Origin of the sequence: Nocardia transvalensis, assembly GCF_015477765.1 — a bacterium.
Lineage (GTDB): Bacteria > Actinomycetota > Actinomycetes > Mycobacteriales > Mycobacteriaceae > Nocardia > Nocardia transvalensis_A.
The window spans coordinates 14629-37020 of sequence record NZ_JADLQQ010000008.1 but is presented as its reverse complement, the minus strand read 5'-3'; the positions used below and the strand labels follow the sequence as shown (position 1 = coordinate 37020).

The following is a 22392-nucleotide window of genomic DNA, read 5'->3' as shown; positions in this document are numbered from 1 at the left end:
GATCAGCGCCACTCGCGGCCGGTGATGCGCTCGTAGGCCTCGACGTACTTCCGGCGCGTCGCCGCGACGATATCGGCGGGAATCTCCGGACCCGGCGGTTCCTTGTCCCAGCCGGTCGAGGTCGCCCAGTCCCGGACGAACTGCTTGTCGAACGAGCGCTGAGGGCGGCCCGGCTCCCATTCGTCGGCGGGCCAGTATCGCGACGAGTCGCTGGTCAGCACCTCGTCGCCGAGGGTGAGGACATCGCCGTCCCAACCGAATTCGAGTTTGGTGTCGGCGATGATCACCCCGCGCTCGGCGGCGTAGGCGGCACCGCGGGTGTACACGTCGAGGGTCAGCTCGCGCAGGCGCTCGGCGACCTCGCGGCCCTCCTGCGCCACCACATCCTCGAAGGTGATGGGCTCGTCGTGGCCCTGTGCGGCCTTCGTGGTGGGCGTGAAGATGGGCTCGGGCAGGCTGTCGCCCTCCCGCAGGTCCGGCGGCAGCGCGATCCCGGACACCGAGCCGGTGCGCTGGTACTCCTTCAGTCCGGACCCGGACAGGTAGCCGCGGGCGATGCATTCGACCTGGACCATCTTCAACGGCTTGGCCCGGATCGCACGGCCGGCGAACTCGGCGGGCACGTCGGTGGTGGACAGGATGTGGTTGGGCACATCGGAGAAGTACTCGAACCACCAGTTCGACAGCTGGGTGAGCAGCGCGCCCTTGTCCGGAATCGGTGTCGGCAGCACCACGTCGTACACCGACACCCGGTCCGAGGCGACCAGGATCAGCGAATCACCATCCTCGTACAGGTCACGCACCTTGCCTGCGTGGATGTGCTGCAACTGTCCTCCTCCGATACCTGCCGCTGCGACGACGCCCCAGCCTACCGAGGTGCCGGTCGGCGGCGGCGCCCGGATATGTACGCGCCCGAATGGAAGTTCACGTGGCATTCTGGGCAGCGTTGCGCCCGCACCCGGGCCACCCGCCGACGGGTGCCGGACCCGCACGACAGGCAGTCCGGCACAGTTCTCCGACCAGCGAAGGAGTGTCCTTGTCCGCACCGAACCTCACCCGTGATCAGGCGATCGCCCGCGCCGCGACGATCAGGGTGGAGAACTATCGCGTCGAACTCGATCTCACCGGCCAGCCCACGGGTCCGGACACCGGATCCGCCGACACCTTCTTCTCGCGGTCCACGGTGACGTTCACCGCCACCCCCGGTGCGGAAACCTTCGTCGACATCGTCGCGGCGGGCGTACGCTCGGCGGTCCTCAACGGGGAGCCGCTCCGGATCGACGACTACGATGAGTCGAAGGGGCTGACCCTGACCGGTCTGGCCGAACGCAACGAGCTGGTGGTGGAGGCCGACTGCGAGTATTCGCACACCGGTGAGGGTCTGCACCGGTTCGTGGATCCGACCGACAACAAGGTCTATCTGTATTCGCAGTTCGAAACCGCCGACGCCAAGCGGATGTTCGCCTGCTTCGACCAGCCCGACCTCAAGGCGACCTACGACATGGTGGTCACCGCGCCGCAGGACTGGGAGGTCATCTCCAACGGGGCCTGCATCGAGACCCGCAAGCTCGGCACTGTCGTGACACACACCTTCGCCACCACCCCGCGCATGAGCACCTATCTGGTGGCGCTGATCGCCGGGCCCTACGCGAAGTGGACCGACACCTACACCGACGAGCACACCACCATCCCGCTCGGCATCTACTGCCGGGCCTCGCTGGCCCAGTACATGGACGCCGAACGGCTGTTCACCGAGACCAAGCAGGGTTTCGGGTTCTATCACCGCAATTTCGGGGTGCCCTACGCATTCGGCAAGTACGACCAGCTGTTCGTGCCGGAATTCAATGCCGGGGCCATGGAGAATGCGGGTGCGGTCACCTTCCTCGAGGATTATGTGTTCCGCTCCAAGGTGACTCGCGCCTCCTACGAGCGCCGGTGCGAGACGGTGCTGCACGAGATGGCGCACATGTGGTTCGGCGATCTGGTCACCATGAAGTGGTGGGACGATCTGTGGTTGAACGAGTCGTTCGCCACCTTCGCCTCGGTGCTGTGCCAGTCCCAGGCCACCGAATACACCAGCGCCTGGACCACGTTCGCGAATGTGGAGAAGTCGTGGGCATACCGGCAGGATCAGCTGCCCTCCACGCATCCGATCGCCGCCGATATTCCGGATCTGCACGCGGTGGAGGTCAACTTCGACGGCATCACCTACGCCAAGGGCGCTTCGGTGCTCAAGCAGCTGGTCGCCTATGTGGGGCTGGAGCCGTTCCTGGCCGGACTGCGGGCCTACTTCGCCGAGCATGCCTACGGCAACGCCACTTTCGACGATCTGGTGGGTGCGCTGGAAAAGGCTTCCGGGCGTGACCTTTCCGGCTGGGGTGCGCAGTGGTTGAAGACCACCGGCCTGAACATCCTGCGTCCCGACTTCGAGGTGGCCGACGGCAAGTTCACCCGGTTCGCCGTGGTGCAGGAGGGAGCCGAACCGGGTGCCGGTGAGCGGCGCGTGCACCGGCTGGCCATCGGCGTCTACGACGAGCGCGACGGAAAGCTGGTGCGTACCGAGCGCGTCGAGCTCGATGTCGATCCGGCCGAGCGCACCGAGGTGCCGGAGCTGGTGGGCGTGGAGCGCGGCAAGCTGGTGCTGGTCAACGACGACGATCTCACCTACTGCTCGGTGCGGCTGGATCCCGAGTCGCTGGACACCGTGGTGGCGCGCATCGCCGATATCGCCGAATCGCTGCCGCGGACGCTGTGCTGGTCGGCGGCATGGGAAATGACCCGCCAGGCCGAGATGCGGGCCCGCGACTTCGTCGCCCTGGTGCAGCGCGGTGTGGGTGCCGAGTCGGAAATCGGTGTGGTGCAACGACTTCTGCTGCAGGCGCAGACCGCGCTGGCCAGTTACGCCGAACCGGCCTGGGCGGCGGAATCCGGCTGGCCGCAGTTCGCCGACCGGCTGCTGGAGCTGGCCCGAGAGGCCGCGCCGGGGTCGGATCATCAGCTCGCGTTCGTCAATTCGCTCACCGGAGCGCTGTTGTCGCCCTGGCACATCGAGGTGCTGCGCGAGCTGCTCGACGCCGATCCGGCGACGGTGGGCCTGCCCGGCCTGGTGGTCGACACCGACCTGCGCTGGCGCCTGGTGCAGGCGCTGGCCGCCGCCGGTGAGATCGACGCCGAGGGCCTGGAGACCCCGTTCATCGACGCCGAACTGAAGCGCGACCCGACCGCGGCCGGGCGCCGCCAGGCCGCTGCGGCCGCGGCCGCCCGCCCCCAGGCCGAGGTGAAGGAAAAGGCCTGGGACACGGTCATGAACGACGATTCGCTGCCCAACATCACCACTCGCGCCATCGTCAACGGCTTCGCCCCGGTCGGCCAGTCCGAGCTGCTGCTGCCCTACGTCGAGCGGTACTTCGCGGAGATCCCGGCGATCTGGGAACGTCGCTCCAGCGAGGTCGCCCAGACCGTCGTCGTCGGCCTGTACCCCCACTGGGCCATCTCCGACAAGGCCGTAGCCACCGCCGACAGGTTCCTCTCCGAAGACCACCCCCCGTCCCTGCGCCGCTTGGTCACCGAAGGCAAGGCAGGCATCGAACGCTCCCTGCGCGCCAGGGCATTCGACGCCCGCTGACCCCTCGCCGAACGCGCCCCGTGCACCCGCCCGGGGCGCGTTCGCGTATCCGCGCCACCTGCCATGACGCCAGGCCCCGCCTCGCTGCTGTGGGCAGATCTGCTGTGGGCAGCGTGGGGCGGCTTTTCCGGCAGGGGTCGGGCACGGTGGGAAACATGACCGAAGAAAACAAGGCTCCGCTGTTCAGTTGGCGGGCAAGGGAACAACTGCTCAGTCGCCGCATTCTGGTCCTGGACGGCCCGCTGGACGACGACAACGGGACGCTGCTGACGACGCAGATCCTGACCCTCGCGGCCGAGAATCCGGAGGCGGGGATTTCGCTGTGGATCCACTCCCCCGGCGGATCGGTGTCGTCGATGCTCGCCATGCGCGACACGATGCGGTTGGTGCCGTGCCCGGTGTCGACCCTGGTGCTCGGAACCGCTTACAGCGCTGGGCAATTCCTGCTGTCGTCCGGCGAGAAGGGGCTCCGCTTCGCGCTGCCGCACTCGCGGGTGCTGATGCATCAGGGCTCGGCCGGTATCGGCGGCACCGCGGGCGATGTGGAGATCCAGGCCGATGATCTGCGGTACACGGTGAAAACCGTGCTCAGCCTCATCGCGGAGGACACCGGTCAGACCTACGAACGGGTCTACGAGGATTCGCTGCACGACCGCTTCTTCACCGCGGAGCAGGCACTGGAGTACGGATTCGTCGACCGGATCGTCGACTCCTTCGGCCAGGTCATGCCGCAACGGCAGAAAGTAGGTATTTCGGCATGAGCAGCTACACGATTCCCAATGTGATCGCCCAGCATCCGCGCGGCGAGCGGATCATGGACGTCTACTCACACCTGCTCACCGAACGGATCATCTATCTGGGCACGCCGATCGATGCGGGCGTTGCCAATGCGCTCATCGCCCAGATGCTGCACCTGGATGCCGACAGCCCGGGCCAGGACATCAATCTGTACATCAACTGCGAGGGCGGCAACGACCTGTCGGCCATGCTCTCGGTGTACGACACCATGCAGTACCTCAAGTCACCGGTGGTGACCACCTGCGTGGGCCAGGCCATCGGTGTCGGCGGAGTCCTGCTCGCCAGCGGTGCGCCGGGACGCCGCAACACGCTGCCCCACGCCCGAGTGGTCCTGCACCAGCCCGCGGCCCAGGGCCGGGGCGCGATCCCCGACCTCATCCTGCAGGCCGACGAGCTGGCCCGGATGCGCGCGCAAATCGAATCCATCCTGTCCGAACACACCGGCCAGACCGTCGATACCCTCCGCCACGACACCGACCGCGACCGAGTCTTCACCGCCCGAGCCGCCCTCGAATACCGCTTGGTCGACAACATCCTCGGCCCCCGCGACTGATCCCGGCCAAACCCGCCGGGATAGAGGGAAATCCGCTCAGAAGGGTCCGGGATATAGGGAGAGGAAACCTCCGGGGAGGGCGATCTCCCATCACCCCGGAACCCACCTCGTTCGTAGGCGGACCATCAACTCCCCGGCGAGGCGCCACCTCGTTCCCTGTCTCCCCGGCCCCGAGGCCGGGGAGACAGGGATCTCGGGGCCGGAGATCAGGCGACCAGGGCGAGGAGGGTCGGCTCGGGGCGTCGGCCGGAGGTGGACCGATCGACGGCGAACTGGTTCATACCGTCGAGTGGCTCGGCCCCGGGGACGACCGTCAGCGTCCGCACCGCATCGCGGCGTGGGGCGGCGGGGCGGGCCAGGGCGCCGCGGCGCTGGCGGCGGAGGTCGTCGGCGACCTGTTCGGTAAGGCCGACCAGGTCGGTGCCGAGGGCACCCGCCAGGGCGGCGATCATCTCGCTCGACGGTTCCTTGCGGCCGCGCTCGACCTCGGACAGGTATTGGGGCGAAACGCCTGCTCGCCCAGCGGTTTCCGCGAGGGTCTCGCGCTGCTCCTGGCGCAGGGCCCGCAGGCGGCGGCCGAGCACCTCTCGCCAGAGGGGCTCGCGAACCCGCTGGGGGGCCCGCGGCTCGTCCTCGCGTCCGCCGGGGATCGACTGAAGTCTCGGATGCTCGGCCATACCCAGAGCCTAAGGTCCCCTCCCGTCGGTCCGCCCCCTCATTACGCTCAGGGCGTACAAACGCACCCCTTCCGTTGCTCCGCACTCGCTGCGGACGTCCGGAGCGAGTGCGTGGGAACGGAAGGGGTGCGAAGAAGAAGGACCTAGGCCGGGCGGCCGATGGCGGCGGCCATGACGCGGACCGCGGAGACCAGGCCGTCGATCAGCTCGCCCTGACGCAGCGAGGCGAGGGCCGCGGTCACGCCGAGCTGGCAGATCCGATCGTTCACGCGGTCGGCGACGTCGCGGCCGGAGCGCACCTCGACGGCGTGGTCGTTCGGCGAGACAGCGATGAGCACCGAACGCGCCGCCTCGGGGGTGGCCGGGAACAGGGCATCGACGCCCGCGGCCGGGTCGGCACCGAGGTCACCGATGTAGATGTTGAAGCGCACCTTGGTGCTGCGGGTGGCCTCGGTGAGCGTGTTGTCCATCAGCAGCCGTTCCCGATCGCTGAACGGCGCCTCCTTGAACACGTCACCGGCCTCGTGCACGCCGGATACGCGCCCGCTGCTGGTCACAGCCCATCCGTGCGGCAGGTCTGACTCGACCACCGCAGGCCACTTAGAACTTGCCACTTGCCCGGCCTCCGATCAGGTCCGCTCCGGCGGATTCGATAGCCGCATGGTTGCCATGCGAGGTCTCTGCGTAATGGTGGCCCGAACCGGTCACCTCGTCGGTCGCACTCCACAGCACCGGGTCCGCGGTCCACTTGTCACCGAGGTTGTAGTGGACCGGCTTCTCGCCGGGCAGCGGCTTGCCGAGGAACGACAATCCGGCGATCACCGCGTAGATCACCAGCGGGATGCCGACAAAGATCAGCACTGTCTCGAGAATGCTCACAGCCCAACGGTAGACGATGCGAGTAAACGCCTCACACCAGCCACGCCGCCGCGTCGGCGGGCAGCTGCCGGCCCTCGATCGGGGCGCTGGCCAGCAGAACCTCTCCCGGCGGCAGCGGTATCGGCGCATCGGAGGCATTGAGCGCGCAGATGAGCCCGCCGTCGCGCCGGAAGGCCAGACATCCGGGCGGGCTGCCGTACCAGTCCAGTCCGGACCCGGCGAATTCCGGCCGCACGGCACGCAATTCGATCGCCATCCGATACAGCGACAATGTCGAATTCAGCCGCTCCAACTGGGCCTCGACGGTCAGCTCGGCCCATCGCGGCGGAATGGGCAGCCACGAGCGCGGACCGGTGGTGAAGCCGAACGGCGGCCGGTCCCCCTCCCACGGCATGGGCACCCGGCAGCCGTCGCGCCCGCGATCGGTGTGTCCGGACCGTTCCCACACCGGGTCCTGCAGCACCTCTTCGGGCAGATCGTCGACATTGGGCAGGCCCAGTTCGGACCCGTTGTAGATGAACACCGCGCCGGGCAGCGCCAGCTCCAGCAGGATCATCGCCCGCGCCCGGTCCACCCCGACCGCGCCACCGCCGTAGCGCGTGACCTCGCGGTCGATGTCGTGATTGGACAGCGTCCAGGTCGCGCTGGCACCCACCCACGACACCGACTGGATCGAATTGTCGACGGCCGCACGGATTTCCGCGGCGTCGAAGGGTGTCTCGGCGAGTTTGAAGTTGAATGCCAGATGGAGTTCGTCCGGGCGGACGTACTCGCCGAAGCGGGTGTTGTCGTTGGCCCAGACCTCGCCGATCGCCACGGCCTCGGGGTACTGGTCGAGCACCTTGCGGATCCGGCGGTGAATGTCGTGCACGCCCGGGTTGTTGAACCGGTAGTCATCGTCGTCGAGGTGGAACATGCCCGTCGGGACCGGATCCATATCCGGCAGGCCGTCGGGTTTGGCCATGCCGTGCGCCACGTCGATGCGGAAACCGTCGATACCGCGATCGAGCCAGAACCGCATGGTCTGCTCGAAATCGGCGACCACCTCCGGGTTGTTCCAGTTCAGATCCGGCTGTTCGGCGGCGAACAGGTGCAGATACCACTGGCCGGGTCTGCCGTCGGGCTCGATGATCCGCGTCCACGCCGGTCCGCCGAAGACGCTCGGCCAGTTGTTCGGTGGGAGCGAGCCGTCGGGGCCACGGCCGTCGCGGAACAGGTAGCGGGATCGCTCCGGGCTGCCCGGTCCGGCGGCCAGCGCGGCGGTGAACCACGGATGCCGGTTGCTGGTGTGATTGGGCACCAGATCCATCGTGACCCGGATCCGGCGGTCGTGCGCCTCGGCGATCAGCTCGTCCAGCGCCGCCAGATCGCCGAACAGCGGGTCGATATCGCGCGGATCGCTCACGTCGTAGCCGCCGTCGGCCATCGGCGACCGCATCACCGGGCAGATCCACAGCGCGTCCACGCCGAGCAGCTCGAGGTAGCCGAGCCGGTCGCACAGACCGCGTAGATCGCCGACGCCGTCACCGTTCGAATCGGCGAACGAGCGCGGATACACCTGATAGAACACCGCCGACCGCCACCACGGATCGAGCGTCGCTGCCGGAACCGCCGGGTCCTCCGCTGATGAAGGTGTCACAAACGGTAATAGTGCCAAACTTTTCCGCTAAAAGCCGCCCGAGTGGGCAACCGATCTCAGCTCGAGCAAATCAGTAGCAGACCTACCTGGTCCGGGAAACCCCTTGGGTTGCACGGAAATCTGCGCGATAGCGTCAGAAGGGAGCATTGACCAGCGAATTCGCCGCCATTTCCAGATAGTCGAGTAGCGCGCGCCGATGCTCGTCGTCGAGCACCTCCGGCTCGATCTCGGCGACCGCGATCCGCATGCAACGCAGCCACGCGTCCCGCTCGATCGGGCCGATCCGGAACGGCATGTGCCGCATCCGCAGCCGGGGATGGCCGCGCTCATCGGAGTAGGTCCGGGGCCCGCCCCAGTACTGCTCCAGGAACATCCGCAGCCTGCGCTCGGCGGGTCCGAGGTCCTCCTCGGGATACAGCGGCCGCAGCACCTCGTCGTCGGCCACCTCCCGATAGAAGGCCGCCACGAGCCGCCGGAACGTCTCCGCCCCGCCGACCGCCTCGTAAAAGGATGTCGCCGTCTGCTCGCCGGAAGTCATCAACCCTCTTATCCGTAGCTTGTCCCCACCCCGCTCCATTGTGCCCGCTCTCCGGACCCCGGCCTCCGGCCGGGGAACCGAGAAAGGCTCCGCCGGGCCCAGGAACAGGAGGCTCCGCCGGGCCCGGCAACAACTCGGCACCCAATCGGAATCGTGTCGTGCTCGGTGGGGCCGCCGGTACGACCGCATTCTGAGATCACCAGCTGAACGACGCAAACGACGCGGCATGGGACATACCACCCCCGGGTGTAACCCGGCGTTCACGAACAGCACAGACGGAATGTGTCAAATCAGCTGGCAAAGGTGACGGTTCCATGGTCAACTGGGTGGCAGTGTCTGCCCAGATACCACACGAACCGGACAATACGAATTCGGGGTTCCCATGAAGCAGCGGCACGGCGCCCGGTCACACGAGGCGCGAACACACCGACAACTCCAGCCCGCCGACGTCCACAATCGTGGGTCGGGGGCTACTCCGCTGCATGTCCTGTCCGAGAAACATTCTTATCCGGGTGCTACTCAGCACCGTTCTTCCGAATCCCCGCCGAGCGCCGCCCCCTGGGTGAAGCGCCGGGTGCTGCTTCTGAACGCCACCTACGAGCCGCTCACCGCACTGTCCGCGCGCCGCGCCGTCGTGCTGCTCATCTGCGACAAGGCCGATCCCGTCCACGACGATCCCGGCGGTCCCGTGGTCCACTCCGCCGGCGCGTCGGTGGCCCTGCCCTCGGTGATCCGCCTGCGCAACTACGTCCGCGTGCCCTATCGCGCCCGGGTCCCGATGACCCGTGCGGCGCTGATGCACCGGGACCGATATCGCTGCGCCTACTGCGGCGGCAAGGCCGAGACCATCGACCATGTGATTCCGCGCAGCCGCGGCGGCGCACATTCCTGGGAGAACTGCGTCGCCTCCTGCGCGCCCTGCAATCACCGCAAGGCCGACAAACTGCTCAGCGAGCTGGGCTGGACCCTGCGTCAGCCGCTCGTATCACCGAAGGGCCCGCACTGGCGGCTGCTGTCGACCACCGCCGACCTGGATCCGGTGTGGTTGCAGTACCTCGGCGAGGGCGCCGCGTAATCTACCGCGGCACATCCCGGCGCCGGGCATATCGCAGCAGCAGCCAACCCGCACCACCGAAGACCGCCAGCAACGCCCAATGCACGAGCGTCGCACCCACCGCGGTCGGCCCGCCCCACGACCGGGCCAGTTCGTCGTGCGACGCCGACGCGGCCCAGATCCCGTAGTACACCGCGTAAACGAGGGCATAACCACACAGCAGGTAACCGACCAGACGGCCCACGCCCCGCCCGAGGGCACCCATCGCCTTGCTCATGGTCTCGATCCTGTCCGGCCGACCGAGCCGAATCGACCGGGCCACCACCCGATTCGGGGGTTCGGTTCACCCCACCCCCGGCCCGGACCCGCGATGCCGCGGTCTCAGCTGTATTCGCTGGCCTGGATGCCCCAGGTGCCCGGTTCGAGGGCCTGGAAGATGTGCGGCTGGTCGCCGGGATAGCGTATGTAGTCGCCGGGATGCAGCTCGGCCGGGTCGTCGGCGGGGCCGACGAGGGCGCGACCGGCGGACAGGATCAGATGTTCGATCTCACCGCGGAGATGGGGTTCGGACTCCCGCGGATGACCGGGTTCGGCGGCGACGAGGTAGATGTCGCGGCGCGCATGCGGCGGACAGGCCGCCAGCAGGGTCGCCTGATAATCGGCGTGCGCGGAGGCCAGCATGGGCCCCTCCCCCGCCCGGATCACCTGCACCTGCGGCCGCGGTGGATCCAGCAGCCGCGAGAACGGGATGCCCAGGGCGACGCACAGCGCCCACAGGGTTTCGATACTCGGATTACCGGTGCCGGATTCGAGCTGGGAGAGTGTGGATTTCGCCACACCCGCCCGGCGGGCAACCTCGGTCAGCGACATGCCGGATCGCGCGCGTTCCCGGCGCAGCGCGGCGGCAATGGCCTCCTGCGGTGGCGCGGACTGTGCGCCGTCGTGCTCGGACATAGTGGCCTCAGACAGTACCTCGGTCGGGCGGGAAGCTCATTGACGAATCCCGGCTCGAGTGTTCACTATAGAAGACGTGCGTTCGATATGGCGAACACTGGATCGCAGTGACCTGACCGGAATCGCGGCCGTCTGCCTGGCGGTCGGGGTGATCGGCGTGTCCTACGGCGCGACCTCGATCACCTCGGGTCTGCCGGCCTGGCTGCCGATCCTGCTCAGCGTGCTCGTGCTGGCGGGCGGCGCGGAGTTCCTGTTCGTCGGCATCGTATCCGCCGGCGGCAGCATGATCGCGGCCGTGCTGATCGGACTGCTGGTCAACGCCCGGCACCTGCCCTACGGACTGGCGCTGCCGGAGGTGGTCGGCACGGGCTGGCGGCGACTGGTCGGCACGCATGTGATGAACGACGAAGCGGTGGCACTGGCCCTGGCCGAATCCGACCGCGACCGCCGCCACGCCCGGTACTGGGTGTGCGGAATCGGTGTGCTGCTGGCGTGGCCGCTCGGTGCGCTGTTGGGCGTGGCGATCGGCGCGGCCGTGCCGGACCCGGCCCGATTCGGCCTGGACGCGGTCTTCCCCGCGGTGCTGCTGGCCTTGGCGGTACCGGCGCTGCGGAACAAGGCGACCCGGCGAGCCGTGGTGGTAGGCGCGGCCATCGCGGCGGTGACCGCCCCCTTCCTCACCGCCGGCCTGCCCGTTCTGCTGGCACTGCCCGCCGCACTGCTGGCGTTCGACCGCAAACGCCCGGCCACGACGGAAGAAGCCGTCGCGCAGTCCCCCGCGCCGGAGCCCGCCCACTCCAGCGCAACACCCGAATAGCCCCTTCCCCCAGACCTTTCGACGACTTCGAGGCCCTGTTCAGTGAGTACGACATTGATTGCCGGAGCGATCGCCCTCGCGGTCGGCACCTACGCCATCCGCTTCGCGGGCCCCCTCCTGCGCCGCCGCATCAACGTCCCACCCCACATCACCGAGCTCCTCGAGGCCGGTTCGGTGGTCCTGCTCACCGCCCTGGCCGTCACCGAACTGATCCCGTCGGGCCACGCTCCTGGCTTCGCCCTGCCCGCGGGCGCCGTCGTCGCCCTCGTCCTCGCCTGGCGCCGCGCCCCACTGATCGTCGTCGCCCTCGCCGCGGCCGCCACCACCGCACTCCTCCGCGCCGTCGGTGTAGCCTGACTTCGACGCAAGCGTGTAACCGCCTGGCTATCAATACATCTCAACGCCCGCCCGCATCCGGCCGCGAGCTGCCGGCCTGGGTGCGACTGCGCAGGGCAAGTGCCCCCCGTTCGGATTCGACAGTCTCAGACGGTGTCCCAGTGTGAGTTTTCGTATCGCTTTCGCAGGTCGCGGCTGGCGAACACCGCGCTCACACCTGTCTCGTGCTCGAGTTCCGTTCGTGCCGCGGCGATCTCGTCCAGCGCTCGGCGCCGCTCGAGCGCCCGCTGGTGCTGAAGCCGTTCGTGTTCGCGGTGCTGACGTGCCAACACAGTCGTCAGGCTGCGGATTTCGGTGGCGCGAGTGGCAACGTACTCGAGCTCGGCCGGCCCAGCGGGCGTCCGGCCGTCGAGCAGGCTGGAGCATTCGAGAACCATGAGATGGCCGACGCCGGCAGCCTCCGCGGACATCCCGACGCCCGGAAGTGTCGCGGTGTAGACGAGCTCGTCGTACGCATCGGCAAGACGTGCGAGTTCCGGCGACGCGAGATCGAGAATGTCGTGAGAAGCGATGAAGTGCTGCCAGCGACGCGCTTGCCGACGGGCGCGCCACCGGGGCGTCAAGGTCCAGCACGGTCCATAAAACGTCAGCGCGCATCCGATCGCGCCGACAAGACCGAGCATCACGTTGTGCAGTGCGAGGCCCGCGCCCACGGTGGCGATCCCGCCGAGGAGCGGGCCCCGGCTGTGCGGTCGGCAAGCATTCGGATCAGCAGCGGCACGCGGAATCTCCACCCTCTCCAGCCTTTGCCCGGAGCGGATCGGTAGCACCGCAATCCGCATGCGACCCTGCACACATCCAGGCTAGACCGCCAAGACGGTAGCGACTACGTCTCAGCGCGGGGTCAGGGGCATGCCGGGGCCGCGGCGGCGGGCGACCGAGCCGTAGCGGGCGTCGAGGCGGAGCCAGGTTCGGGTGGCACGGACGCGGACTATTTCGGTGGGGGCAATGCGGCGGGAGTCGGCCTTGTCGCCGGAGTGGGGGATGAAATCCATGGCGGTGAGGGCGAAGACGACGCGCATGGGGACCTCGATCTCGTCGTCGTTGCCGGTGACGGTGAGGACGTTCTGGTCGAGCAGGGAAGCGGGCGGGCCGTGGCTGCTGCCGTGTTCGGCGGCCAATTGCACGCCGCGTTCGGCCAATTCGACCAGGGCGCGAGCGGGCACGTCGTCGACATGGGTGAAGCCGGTGGTGGGCGGCAGCGCGGAACGCCAGGCGGAATCCATCGAATAGCCCAGATCGATCGGACCGCCCGCGCCCGGGCTGCTCAATCCGGCCAGGATCACATCGCCGCCCACCGTGACATCGTCGACGCCCAGGTCGGCGACCACGGTGCGCACCGCCAGCGCCTCGAAACCCGTTGCGGCCCATGCCGTGACGTAGTGGACACCGCGCCTGCGCAGCCGGATCACGGCGGCGGGGTCCAATCGGATCGCGCGTGTGACAAAGGTGGCCAAATTTTCCCGCTCGGCGGGGTCGCGCACGCGCAGCACCCGCTGGTCGGCGTATTCGTTACTCATCTCTCCCGCTGGTCGCTCCGCGCCGGTCCGTCCGAGATCCGAGGGCTCAGTCAGTCTTCCACTGGGCGAGGTATTCGCGTTCGACCGTGGTGAGGCGGCGCAGCCGCTGGGTGTCGATATCGAACGCGGCCAGCTGAGTGGAGGCGATCACCGCCGGTGGCGAGTCCGGGGCGACACCGTTGGCACGCACCTCGTAGCCGATGGTGAAGTCGACCGCGCGCATCTGCTCGATCCACATCGCCACATCCAGCGGGGTGTCCTCGTGCCGCAGCTGTCCCTTGTACCGCACGTGCAGATCGACCATCACGCAGCCCGTGCGCAGCCCGGAGGTCGGGCGGTCGTCGAACAGCCACGGAATCCGGGCCTCCTCCAGCAGCGTCACCATGCGCGCATGATTGATGTGCTGGAACGCGTCCATATCCGACCAGCGAACCTCGACCTTGGCATGAAACCGCCGGGGAAGCACGACGGTACCGTGCGCCGCCCCGCTCTCGGTCAGCGATCCGACACTCGTCAACGCGATACCTCCGATCAGGGTGTGCGGCCCGGACAGCTGCCACCGGCGTGAACCGTACGGTTACCCAGTATGCAGCGTTACCCGCCACCCTTCCCCCCGTGCCGCGGCCACCCGCCCCACACCCCATTCATCGCCCCTGCTCATCCCCCTGTTTCGCACCGAGCTGTGAGCTTCGTCGGAGGCGCGTCGCCCACCCGTCTGTCCCTTCCTCAAAAGCACGACGCAGGGACAGACGAGACGGGCGGGTCACTGGTGAGGGGGTGGTGGGGGAAGGGTCAGCGGGGGACCTCCGATTGGGCGCCGACGCCGCTGACCATGCTGCGTACCTGGCGGGCCGCTACCGACAGGGTGGCCAGGTCGTGGGTGCCGGACTCGAACAGCTCCGACAGGCCGGCGCGGGCGCGGCCCAGGCGGGACTGGTTCTTCGACTCCCAGTACGCGATCTTCTCCTCGGCGGTCTCCTCCGGGTCGCCGGCCGACAGCACATCCAAGGTCAGCGAGCGCAGCGACCCGTACATGTCGTCGCGCAGCGCGAGCCGGGCCAGCGCATGCCAGCGGTCACCCCGCTCGAGGTGACTGACCGCCTGCAACAGCCAATCGATCTTGAGGTGCTCGTTCAGCGCGTAGTACAGCGCGCCCACCTCCTCACCGCTGCGCTCGGTGATGTCGGCGATATCGATGACATCCAGCAGCGGGAACAGGTTGAGCAGGCCGAACACCTCGGTCGCCAGCTCCTCGGGCGCACCGCGGGCGATCAGTTTCGCCGACTGCTCCTCGAGGGTGTCGATATGGTGGCCACGCAGCCAGCCCGGCACCTTCGGCGCCAGCTCCCGCACCTTCCCGGCGTAGCGGTGGATCTCCGCGCCGACCGCGATCGGCTGGGGCCGATTACTCAGCAGCCAGCGCGAGGCGCGGTCGAGAGTGCGCTTGGTTTCCAGCTCCAGCTCGTCCTTGACCGCAATGGAGGTGCGGGCGGCCCGGATGCGATGCCAGATCGAGTGCAGATCGAAGATCTTGCCCGTCGCGGCGAATGCGCGCATCGCATCTCCGGCGGTGGCCCCGATCTCCTCCGACAGCCGGAACGCGTAGGTGATGCCGCCGAGGTCGACCATTTCGTTGACCATCATGGTGGTGACGATCTCGCGACGCAGCCGGTGCTTCTTGATGGCCCCACCGAACCGCTCGCGCAGCGGGGTCGGGAAGTACTTCGGCAGCCGAGCCGAGAAGTACGCGGTGTCGGGCAGATCGCTGTCGAGCAGATCGGCCTTCAACGCCAGCTTCACATGTGCCAGCAGATTGGCCAGCTCCGGCGAGGTGAGCCCGCCGCCCTGCTCGAGCCGCTGCTTCATGTCGGCGTCCGACGGCAGCGCCTCGAGTTCGCGGTCCAGGCCGCGGCGCTGCTCCAGCTCCTCGATCAGGCGCATGTGCACATTCAGCATCCGCGGCGCCTCGGAGCGCGACATCCCCATCAGGAAGTTCTGCGAGACGTTGTCCTGCAACACCATGTCGGCGACCTCATCGGTCATCGACGCCAACAGCGGATTGCGCTCGGATGCGGGCAGTTCTCCGCTGGAGACCACCCCGTCGAGCAGCACCTTGATGTTGACCTCGTGGTCGGAGCAGTCCACACCCGCCGAATTGTCCAGCGCATCGGTGTTGCACTTACCGCCGTGGCGGCAGAACTCGATGCGGCCCAGCGCGGTCACGCCGAGGTTGCCGCCCTCGCCGATCACCTTGACGCGCAATTCGTTCGCGTTCACCCGCACCGCATCGTTGGACTTGTCACCGACATCGGCATGGGATTCGCTACTGGCCTTGATGTAGGTGCCGATGCCGCCGTTCCACAGCAGCTGAACCGGCGCCAGCAGGATCGCGCGAATCAGTTCCGGCGGCGACAGCGTCGCCGCATCGTCGGCCAGCCCCAGCGCCTGCCGCGCCTGCGGGCTGAGCGGGATCGCCTTCACCGTGCGATCCCACACCCCGCCGCCCTCGCTGATCAGCGAGGTGTCGTAATCGGCCCACGACGACCGGGGCAGCGCGAACATCCGCTGCCGCTCCCGAAACGACCGCGCCGCATCGGGATTCGGGTCCAGGAAGATGTGGCGGTGGTCGAAGGCGGCCACCAGCCGAATGTGCTCGGACAGCAGCATGCCGTTGCCGAATACGTCACCGGACATGTCACCGACGCCCACGACCGTGAAGTCCTGAGTCTGGGTGTCGATATCCATCTCGGCGAAATGCCGTTTGACGCTCTCCCACGCACCCTTGGCCGTGATGCCCATCGCCTTGTGGTCGTAGCCCGCCGACCCGCCCGAGGCGAACGCGTCACCGAGCCAGAACCCGTACTGTTGGGCCACCTCGTTGGCGATATCGGAGAACGTCGCGGTCCCCTTGTCCGCGGCGACCACCAGATACGTGTCGTCGGAGTCCCGGCGCACCACCCGCGCGGGCGGCACCACCCGCCCCGTCGCATGGTCCACATTGTCGGTGACGTCGAGCAGACCCGAGATGAACGTGCGATAGCAGGCCACGCCCTCGGTCTGCAACGCCTGCCGATCCGCCGCCGGATCGCCGGTACCGGCCGGCGGACGCTTCACCACGAAGCCGCCCTTCGCACCGACCGGGACGATCACCGCATTCTTCACCGCCTGCGCCTTCACCAGGCCCAGGATCTCGGTGCGGAAATCCTCCAGGCGATCCGACCAGCGCAACCCGCCGCGCGCGACCGGACCGAACCGCAGGTGCACACCCTCCACCCGCGGCGAATACACGAAGATCTCGAACTGCGGTCTGGGCCTGGGCAATTCGGCGATCTCGCGCGGCTCCACCTTGATCGACAGGTACGGCCGGGACCGTCCCTCGTCGTCGACGACGTAGTAATTGGTTCGCAGGGTCGCCTTCACCAGGCCGAGAATGGCGCGCAGGATCCGGTCCGCGTCGAGGCTGACCACCTCGTTGATCCGCTCGCGCACCGCGGTCTCCAACTCACCGGCCCGCTCCGGTGCCGCCGCATCCGGATCGAACATGGCCGCGAACAGCTGCACGAACAGCCGGGCCACATCCGGCGAGGCCAGCAGCACGCGAGCGATATTGGCCTGGCTGTAGGGAAAATCGGCCTGCTGCAGATATTTCGAATACGCCCGCAGGATCGACACCGACCGCCAGTCCAGCCCGGCCCGCAGCACCAGCTCGTTGAGCGGGTCGGCCTCGGCGCGCCCGTACCACAGGGCGTCGAACGCCTCGGTGAATCGCTCCCGCAGGCCACGGACCTGCGCGTCGAGCACATCCAGCCGGTCCGAGGTCTCCACCAACTCGGCATCCATGTTGCGGTCCAACGACTTCCGCAGCAGGTCGGGGCGGGCCTGCAGCCCGAAGTCGTAGATCCACGCCTCCTGGCCGTCCTCGAACTCCAGCTGGTAGGGCCGCTCGTCGACCACCTCGACGCCGAGGCTCTGCAACAGCGGCAGCACCTGGCTCAGCGAGATCCCGGCGCGGATGTAGAGGCTGAACCGCCAGGAACCGGGCTCGGATTCGGGGCGCCGGTACAGGTGCTGGTCGATCCTGCCCGGATCCAGCCGCTCCATCCGCACGATATCGGCCAGGGCCCGGCTCGCCTCGAAGTCCTCCTTGTAGGCATCGGGTAATGCGGCCGAATACCGCTGCACCACGCTCGGATCCAGCACCGCGGAGGTGGCGCCCTCGTCGCGCAGGTGGTCGTCCCAGGTGCGGCTGGCCTCGGCCAGCATGGCCTGGATCCGCAGCCGGTTGGTCTCCGAGGCGTCGACCCGGGTGCCCGGTTCGGGCAGCCGGACCGTGAAATACACGCTGGCGAGTTCGCTTTCGGATACGCGGGCCGAGTAGTCGATCGAGATACCGCCCAGCTCCCGCACCAGAATGTCTTGCATCTCCAGCCGGACCCGAGTGGTGTAGCGGTCGCGAGGCAGATAGACCATGCAGGCCACGAATCGGCCGTAGGTATCCGAGCGCAGGAACAGGCGCACCTGCCGGCGCATGCCGACGTTCAGGACGGCGCTGGCCGTGCGGCGCATGGTCTCGGTGTCGGAGGAGAACAGCTCGGTGCGCGGGAACGACTGGATCACCTCGAGCATGGCCTGCCCGGAGAACGAGTCCAGGTCGAAGCCGCTCTCCTCGATCACCGAACGCACCCGGCGCTCGATCACCGGGATGTCGAGCACGTTCTCGTGCATGGCGGCCACGGTGAACACTCCGATGAACAGGTGCTCACCGGTGATGGCGCCGGTGGTGTCGAATTCGGCGACACCGATGAAGTACGGATACACCGACCGGTGCACGGTGGCAGGCACCAGGCCCTGGGTGAGCATCAGCAACTGGCGGTTGCCGCCGTTGACCGGCACCCGGAAATCGGTGCCCACGTCGGGCCGCAGCACGCCGAGGCAACTATCCGGTACCACAACGGATTTCGCCCCGTCCGCGGACGCCCGGCGCTGATAGCGCGCGTAGCCGAGCACCGTGAAGTGGCCGGCGCCCAGCCACCGCAGCAGATTCGCGCAGTCGACCAGGTCGGTCGGGCTGAACGGTGCCGTCCCGGCCCCGGCCGCCTTCTCGAGTTCGTCGGCCAGCCGATCCTGCACCGCGCGCATCGGCTCGGTGTCGCCGATGACCTGGCGGACGTCGGTGAGCACGTCCGGTATCTCGGCCTCGACCCGCCGCAGCAGTTCCGGGCTGGTGGAGGGATGCAACTGGACGTGCATCCACGATTCGCGCAGCCCGGTCACGCCGTTGCCGTCCACCTCGTGCGGGGCCGCCGACTCCAGCCGACCCTCCGAGTCACGCTCCACCTCGAAGATGGGGTGGATGATCTCGCTGATGCTGATGCTCATGCGGCTCAGCGCCGAGGTCACCGACTCCACCAGCAGCGGCATGTCGTCGGTGACCATCTGCACGGCAGCCCCGAGGCCGGACCCGTCGTCCGGGTAGTACACCCGTACCCGGGCCGCCCCCGGCGGGCGCTGGATGGCCAGTTCGATGTGCCTGCGGAACACCTGGAGTGAACTCCCGGTGATCGCGCAGTCGACGTCGCCGGCGTCCACGTGGCGGAAGTATGCCTCCTCGAGGGTTGCGAGCTCACCGCGCAACTGCTCCGGCAAACCCGCGACCCACGCCGCGCTGGACAATTCGGACGAGACCGTCATTTTCTTCGCCAACTCCCTCGGATTCGGTTCCGTAACAAAGTGACGCCGTGGTCGAGAGTAGCTGGGTGCCGGAGAAGGCGGGAGTGAAACTTTCCAAACCCCCCAGTAATGTCCGAACGCCCATGCGGGCCAGTGGTACTAGATCACCCACGTACCACCGGAAGTAGCTGGTGGTACGCGATAGACATTGCGCCGTCGCTCAATTGGCGCCCGACGCAGTGCGTCGGCTCACGCTATTCGCCTGTGGGTAACCGAGCAGTAGCCAGCTCCTTGCTAGTTCCCGGCTGCGCCGGGATGGGGAGTACTCGTCCGGGGAATCCGAGGTCCCGCCGGACGAGTACCCGGATATCAGTCGCGGGTGAGCTTGCGGTGGGTGACCCGGTGCGGACGCGCCGCCTCCGGACCCAGCCGATCGACCTTGTTGGCCTCGTAGGCCTCGAAGTTGCCCTCGAACCAGAACCACTTGGCCGGATTGGTGTCGTCACCCTCCCAGGCCAGGATGTGGGTGCAGGTCCGGTCGAGGAACCACCGGTCGTGCGAGATGACCACGGCGCAGCCGGGGAAGCTCTCCAGCGCGTTCTCCAGCGAGCCGAGGGTCTCGACGTCGAGGTCGTTGGTGGGCTCGTCGAGCAGGATCAGGTTGCCGCCCTGCTTGAGCGTCATCGCCAGGTTCAGCCGGTTGCGCTCACCGCCGGAGAGCACACCGGCCGGCTTCTGCTGGTCGGGGCCCTTGAAGCCGAACGCCGAAACGTAAGCGCGCGACGGCATTTCCTGATTGCCGACCTCGATGTAGTCGAGGCCCTCGGAGACCACCTGCCAGACCGTCTTGTTCGGGTCGATCCCGGCGCGGTTCTGGTCGACGTAGCTCAGCTTGACGGTCTCACCGACGCGCACGGTGCCGCTGTCGGGCTGCTCGAGGCCCACGATGGTCTTGAACAGCGTGGTCTTACCGACACCGTTGGGGCCGATGACGCCGACGATGCCGTTGCGCGGCAACGTGAACGACAGATCCTTGATCAGCTGGCGGTCGCCGAAGCCCTTGTCCAGATGCTCGACCTCGACCACCACATTGCCCAGGCGCGGGCCGTGCGGGATCTGGATCTCCTCGAAGTCCAACTTGCGGGTCTTCTCGGCCTCGGCCGCCATCTCCTCGTACCGGTCCAGGCGGGCCTTGTTCTTGGCCTGGCGAGCCTTGGCGCCCGAACGCACCCACGCGAGCTCGTCCTTGAGGCGCTTCTGCAGCTTCTGGTCCTTCTTGCCCTGGACCGCCAGGCGCTCGGCCTTCTTCTCCAGATAGGTGGAGTAGTTGCCCTCGTAGCCGATGGCGCGACCGCGGTCGAGCTCGAGGATCCAGCCGGCGACGTTGTCGAGGAAGTACCGGTCGTGGGTGACCGCCAGCACCGCGCCCTCGTACTGGGCCAGGTGCTGTTCGAGCCAGAGCACGCTCTCGGCGTCGAGGTGGTTGGTGGGCTCGTCGAGCAGCAGCAGATCGGGCTTGCTGAGCAGCAGCTTGCACAGTGCCACGCGGCGGCGCTCACCACCGGAGAGATTGGTGACCGGCTCCTCCGGCGGGGGGCAGCGCAGCGCGTCCATCGCCTGCTCGAGCTGGGAGTCGATATCCCACGCATCGGCGTGGTCGAGATCCTCCTGCAGCTTGCCCATCTCCTCCATGAGCTCGTCGGAGTACTCGGTGGCCATGAGCTCGGCGATCTCGTTGAAGCGGTCCAGCTTCACCTTGATCTCGCCGAGGCCCTCCTCCACGTTGCCGCGGACGGTCTTCTCCTCGTTCAGCGGTGGCTCCTGCTGCAGGATGCCGACCGTCGCGCCGGGGGCGAGCCAGGCCTCACCGTTGTTCGGCTGGTCCAGTCCCGCCATGATCTTCAGCACGCTCGACTTACCGGCGCCGTTCGGACCGACAACGCCGATCTTGGCGCCGGGAAGGAAGTTCAGCGACACGTCGTCGAGAACGACCTTGTCGCCGTGCGCCTTGCGAACCTTGCGCATTTGGTAGATGAACTCAGCCATGTGCGAAAGCCTATCGGTAAGTGGTTTTCTGATTCCGCCCCACCGCCGGTCGGCAGCGCGGCGCGCGAACCTGCGGGTTCAGGCGGTTCGGAGTTCGTCTGCGGACGTGCCGACACCCTGCTGTTCGGCGGCCGGGCGCTCCTCCCCGCGACCCACCCCCGGTCCAACGTCCGACTTGTCCGCAGAGTTCCTGGGACCGTGCCGCACCACCGCCGCCGAGCAGCGTCCGAGGTCCGGGCCGAGCGCGGCGGCCAGCATCTCCAGGTCACGCCGTTCCATGCCGTTGCGGGTGCGGTACTCGGTGGTGCGCAGCTGGCCGTAGGCGATGATCGGATCGCCGCGGCGCAGCGAGGCGTCGACCCCCGCCACCAGCCGGCGCCAGCAGTTGACGGTGAGAAACAACGTCCCGCCGTCCACCCACTCGCCGCTGTCGCGGTCGTAGCGCCGCGCCGTACTCGCCATACGGAACGACACCACCTGCTCGCCACCCGGAAGAATGCGCCGCACCGGATGCGTGACCACATTGCCGATAACGGCGATATGAGACTCATACATGATTCCACCCTTGACATTTCGACGTCGCGATACTTGGCGCAGACTGATCCCGCGTGTTCCCGTGAACCGCAACCCCCTCGGCTCGGGGGAACACGTCCAAGCCTCTCCCGGCCCCACCCGCCCCGGAAGCCCGAATTCGACTTTTGTGGACAACCCTCCGCTTGTGGACAAGATCGGCCACAGTCCCATCGCCCACACGCTGCGGTGGATATGCTGGAGGGCCATGACAGCCACGAAGAAGAGGGCGGGGGCGGCTGCTCGGTCGGTTGCGGCCGTGGCGGCCGCGCTGGTCGCCGTCGGGTTTGTCGTGTTCGGGCCGATCGAGGATTCGGTGCGGCCGGTGGGAAATGAGACAACCTTGCAGACCGTCACCGAATCCGACAACGGGCGATCGGTCGACCTGCAGGTCGGCGATGTGATCGCGGTGCGGCTCGCGGGCGACGCCGACGACGGGTACGGCTGGCTGTGGAGCCGGCCGGACGCCGGTGTCGACGGCGTCCTGCATCGTACGGCCGGCGACACCCGTCCGGACGGGTCGGCCACGGCCACCTTCACCGCCAACGGTCCCGGCACGGTCGATATCGAGGCGTATCAGCGCTGCGAACCGCGGCCGGGGACCATGTGCATTCAGTCGGTGAAGACGTGGAAGGTGACCGTCACCGTCCGCTGAT

General features: G+C 67.8%; 21 protein-coding genes. 7 read left to right on the top strand and 14 right to left on the bottom strand.

The features are described from left to right. Nucleotides 1-2 precede the first annotated feature (2 nt). Nucleotides 3-827, bottom strand: coding sequence for a phosphoribosylaminoimidazolesuccinocarboxamide synthase (locus IU452_RS23705; protein WP_228818654.1), 825 nt, complete (start codon nt 825-827; stop codon nt 3-5). 209 nt (nt 828-1036) lie between these two features. Here IU452_RS23705 and pepN point away from each other — a divergent pair, with 209 nt between their 5' ends. The 3 genes from pepN to IU452_RS23690 all read left to right on the top strand — a co-directional run bounded on the left by pepN (nt 1037) and on the right by IU452_RS23690 (nt 4976). Beyond that, on the top strand, nt 1037-3625 hold the full coding sequence (gene pepN / locus IU452_RS23700; protein WP_195111360.1) for an aminopeptidase N: 2589 nt from the start codon (nt 1037-1039) through the stop codon (nt 3623-3625). A gap of 155 nt (nt 3626-3780) precedes the next feature. Beyond that, entirely contained in the window at nt 3781-4386 is a 606-nt protein-coding gene (locus IU452_RS23695; protein WP_195111359.1) for a ClpP family protease, read from the top strand. Further along, on the top strand, nt 4383-4976 hold the full coding sequence (locus tag IU452_RS23690) for a ClpP family protease (RefSeq protein ID WP_195111358.1): 594 nt from the start codon (nt 4383-4385) through the stop codon (nt 4974-4976). Before IU452_RS23695 ends, IU452_RS23690 begins: the two co-directional genes overlap by 4 nt. 206 nt (nt 4977-5182) lie before the next feature. Here IU452_RS23690 and IU452_RS23685 read toward each other — a convergent pair whose 3' ends face one another. The 5 genes from IU452_RS23685 to IU452_RS23665 all read right to left on the bottom strand — a co-directional run bounded on the left by IU452_RS23685 (nt 5183) and on the right by IU452_RS23665 (nt 8709). Beyond that, a complete protein-coding gene (locus tag IU452_RS23685) occupies nt 5183-5653 on the bottom strand; it encodes a helix-turn-helix domain-containing protein (RefSeq protein ID WP_195111357.1) in 471 nt (156 codons plus the stop codon). 143 nt (nt 5654-5796) lie between these two features. Then, a complete protein-coding gene (locus tag IU452_RS23680) occupies nt 5797-6267 on the bottom strand; it encodes a DUF5130 domain-containing protein (RefSeq protein ID WP_416382357.1) in 471 nt (156 codons plus the stop codon). After that, complete coding sequence (locus IU452_RS23675) at nt 6254-6532, bottom strand: hypothetical protein (protein ID WP_195111355.1); 279 nt, start codon at nt 6530-6532, stop codon at nt 6254-6256. Before IU452_RS23675 ends, IU452_RS23680 begins: the two co-directional genes overlap by 14 nt. Before the next feature lie 31 nt (nt 6533-6563). Next, on the bottom strand, nt 6564-8171 hold the full coding sequence (locus IU452_RS23670; protein WP_195111354.1) for an alpha-amylase family glycosyl hydrolase: 1608 nt from the start codon (nt 8169-8171) through the stop codon (nt 6564-6566). A 133-nt stretch (nt 8172-8304) separates the two neighbouring features. Then, nucleotides 8305-8709 carry a globin gene (locus IU452_RS23665; RefSeq protein WP_195111353.1) on the bottom strand — a complete coding sequence of 135 codons (405 nt, stop codon included), beginning with the start codon at nt 8707-8709 and terminating at the stop codon, nt 8305-8307. A 382-nt stretch (nt 8710-9091) separates the two neighbouring features. Here IU452_RS23665 and IU452_RS23660 point away from each other — a divergent pair, with 382 nt between their 5' ends. Further along, nucleotides 9092-9784 (top strand): HNH endonuclease, encoded by a 693-nt coding sequence (locus tag IU452_RS23660; protein ID WP_228818653.1) that lies wholly within the window; start codon nt 9092-9094, stop codon nt 9782-9784. Between the two features lies 1 nt (nt 9785). Here the strand turns inward: IU452_RS23660 and IU452_RS23655 are convergent, their stop codons facing one another. Next, entirely contained in the window at nt 9786-10040 is a 255-nt protein-coding gene (locus IU452_RS23655) for a hypothetical protein (protein WP_195111351.1), read from the bottom strand. A gap of 104 nt (nt 10041-10144) precedes the next feature. Further along, complete coding sequence (locus IU452_RS23650; protein WP_195111350.1) at nt 10145-10717, bottom strand: helix-turn-helix domain-containing protein; 573 nt, start codon at nt 10715-10717, stop codon at nt 10145-10147. A gap of 76 nt (nt 10718-10793) precedes the next feature. On the opposite strand from IU452_RS23650, the gene IU452_RS23645 reads away from it, so the two are divergent. After that, nucleotides 10794-11534 carry an AzlC family ABC transporter permease gene (locus tag IU452_RS23645; RefSeq protein ID WP_195111349.1) on the top strand — a complete coding sequence of 247 codons (741 nt, stop codon included), beginning with the start codon at nt 10794-10796 and terminating at the stop codon, nt 11532-11534. A 42-nt stretch (nt 11535-11576) separates the two neighbouring features. Then, nucleotides 11577-11891, top strand: coding sequence for an AzlD domain-containing protein (locus IU452_RS23640; RefSeq protein ID WP_195111348.1), 315 nt, complete (start codon nt 11577-11579; stop codon nt 11889-11891). Between the two features lie 125 nt (nt 11892-12016). Here IU452_RS23640 and IU452_RS23635 read toward each other — a convergent pair whose 3' ends face one another. The 6 genes from IU452_RS23635 to IU452_RS23610 all read right to left on the bottom strand — a co-directional run bounded on the left by IU452_RS23635 (nt 12017) and on the right by IU452_RS23610 (nt 21721). Continuing rightward, nucleotides 12017-12664, bottom strand: coding sequence for a hypothetical protein (locus tag IU452_RS23635; protein ID WP_195111347.1), 648 nt, complete (start codon nt 12662-12664; stop codon nt 12017-12019). 99 nt (nt 12665-12763) lie between these two features. After that, nucleotides 12764-13450 (bottom strand): hypothetical protein, encoded by a 687-nt coding sequence (locus IU452_RS23630; protein WP_195111346.1) that lies wholly within the window; start codon nt 13448-13450, stop codon nt 12764-12766. A gap of 46 nt (nt 13451-13496) precedes the next feature. Next, nucleotides 13497-13949, bottom strand: a complete 453-nt coding sequence (locus tag IU452_RS23625; RefSeq protein WP_267467641.1) for an acyl-CoA thioesterase — start codon at nt 13947-13949, stop codon at nt 13497-13499. Nucleotides 13950-14242: 293 nt separating this feature from the next. Next, nucleotides 14243-19141, bottom strand: a complete 4899-nt coding sequence (locus tag IU452_RS23620) for an NAD-glutamate dehydrogenase (RefSeq protein WP_195111345.1) — start codon at nt 19139-19141, stop codon at nt 14243-14245. 348 nt (nt 19142-19489) lie between these two features. After that, nucleotides 19490-21166, bottom strand: a complete 1677-nt coding sequence (gene ettA, locus IU452_RS23615; RefSeq protein ID WP_195111344.1) for an energy-dependent translational throttle protein EttA — start codon at nt 21164-21166, stop codon at nt 19490-19492. Nucleotides 21167-21244: 78 nt separating this feature from the next. Beyond that, entirely contained in the window at nt 21245-21721 is a 477-nt protein-coding gene (locus IU452_RS23610) for a single-stranded DNA-binding protein (protein ID WP_195111343.1), read from the bottom strand. Nucleotides 21722-21944: 223 nt separating this feature from the next. Here IU452_RS23610 and IU452_RS23605 point away from each other — a divergent pair, with 223 nt between their 5' ends. Continuing rightward, entirely contained in the window at nt 21945-22391 is a 447-nt protein-coding gene (locus IU452_RS23605; RefSeq protein ID WP_195111342.1) for a protease inhibitor I42 family protein, read from the top strand. Nucleotide 22392: the final 1 nt, after the last annotated feature.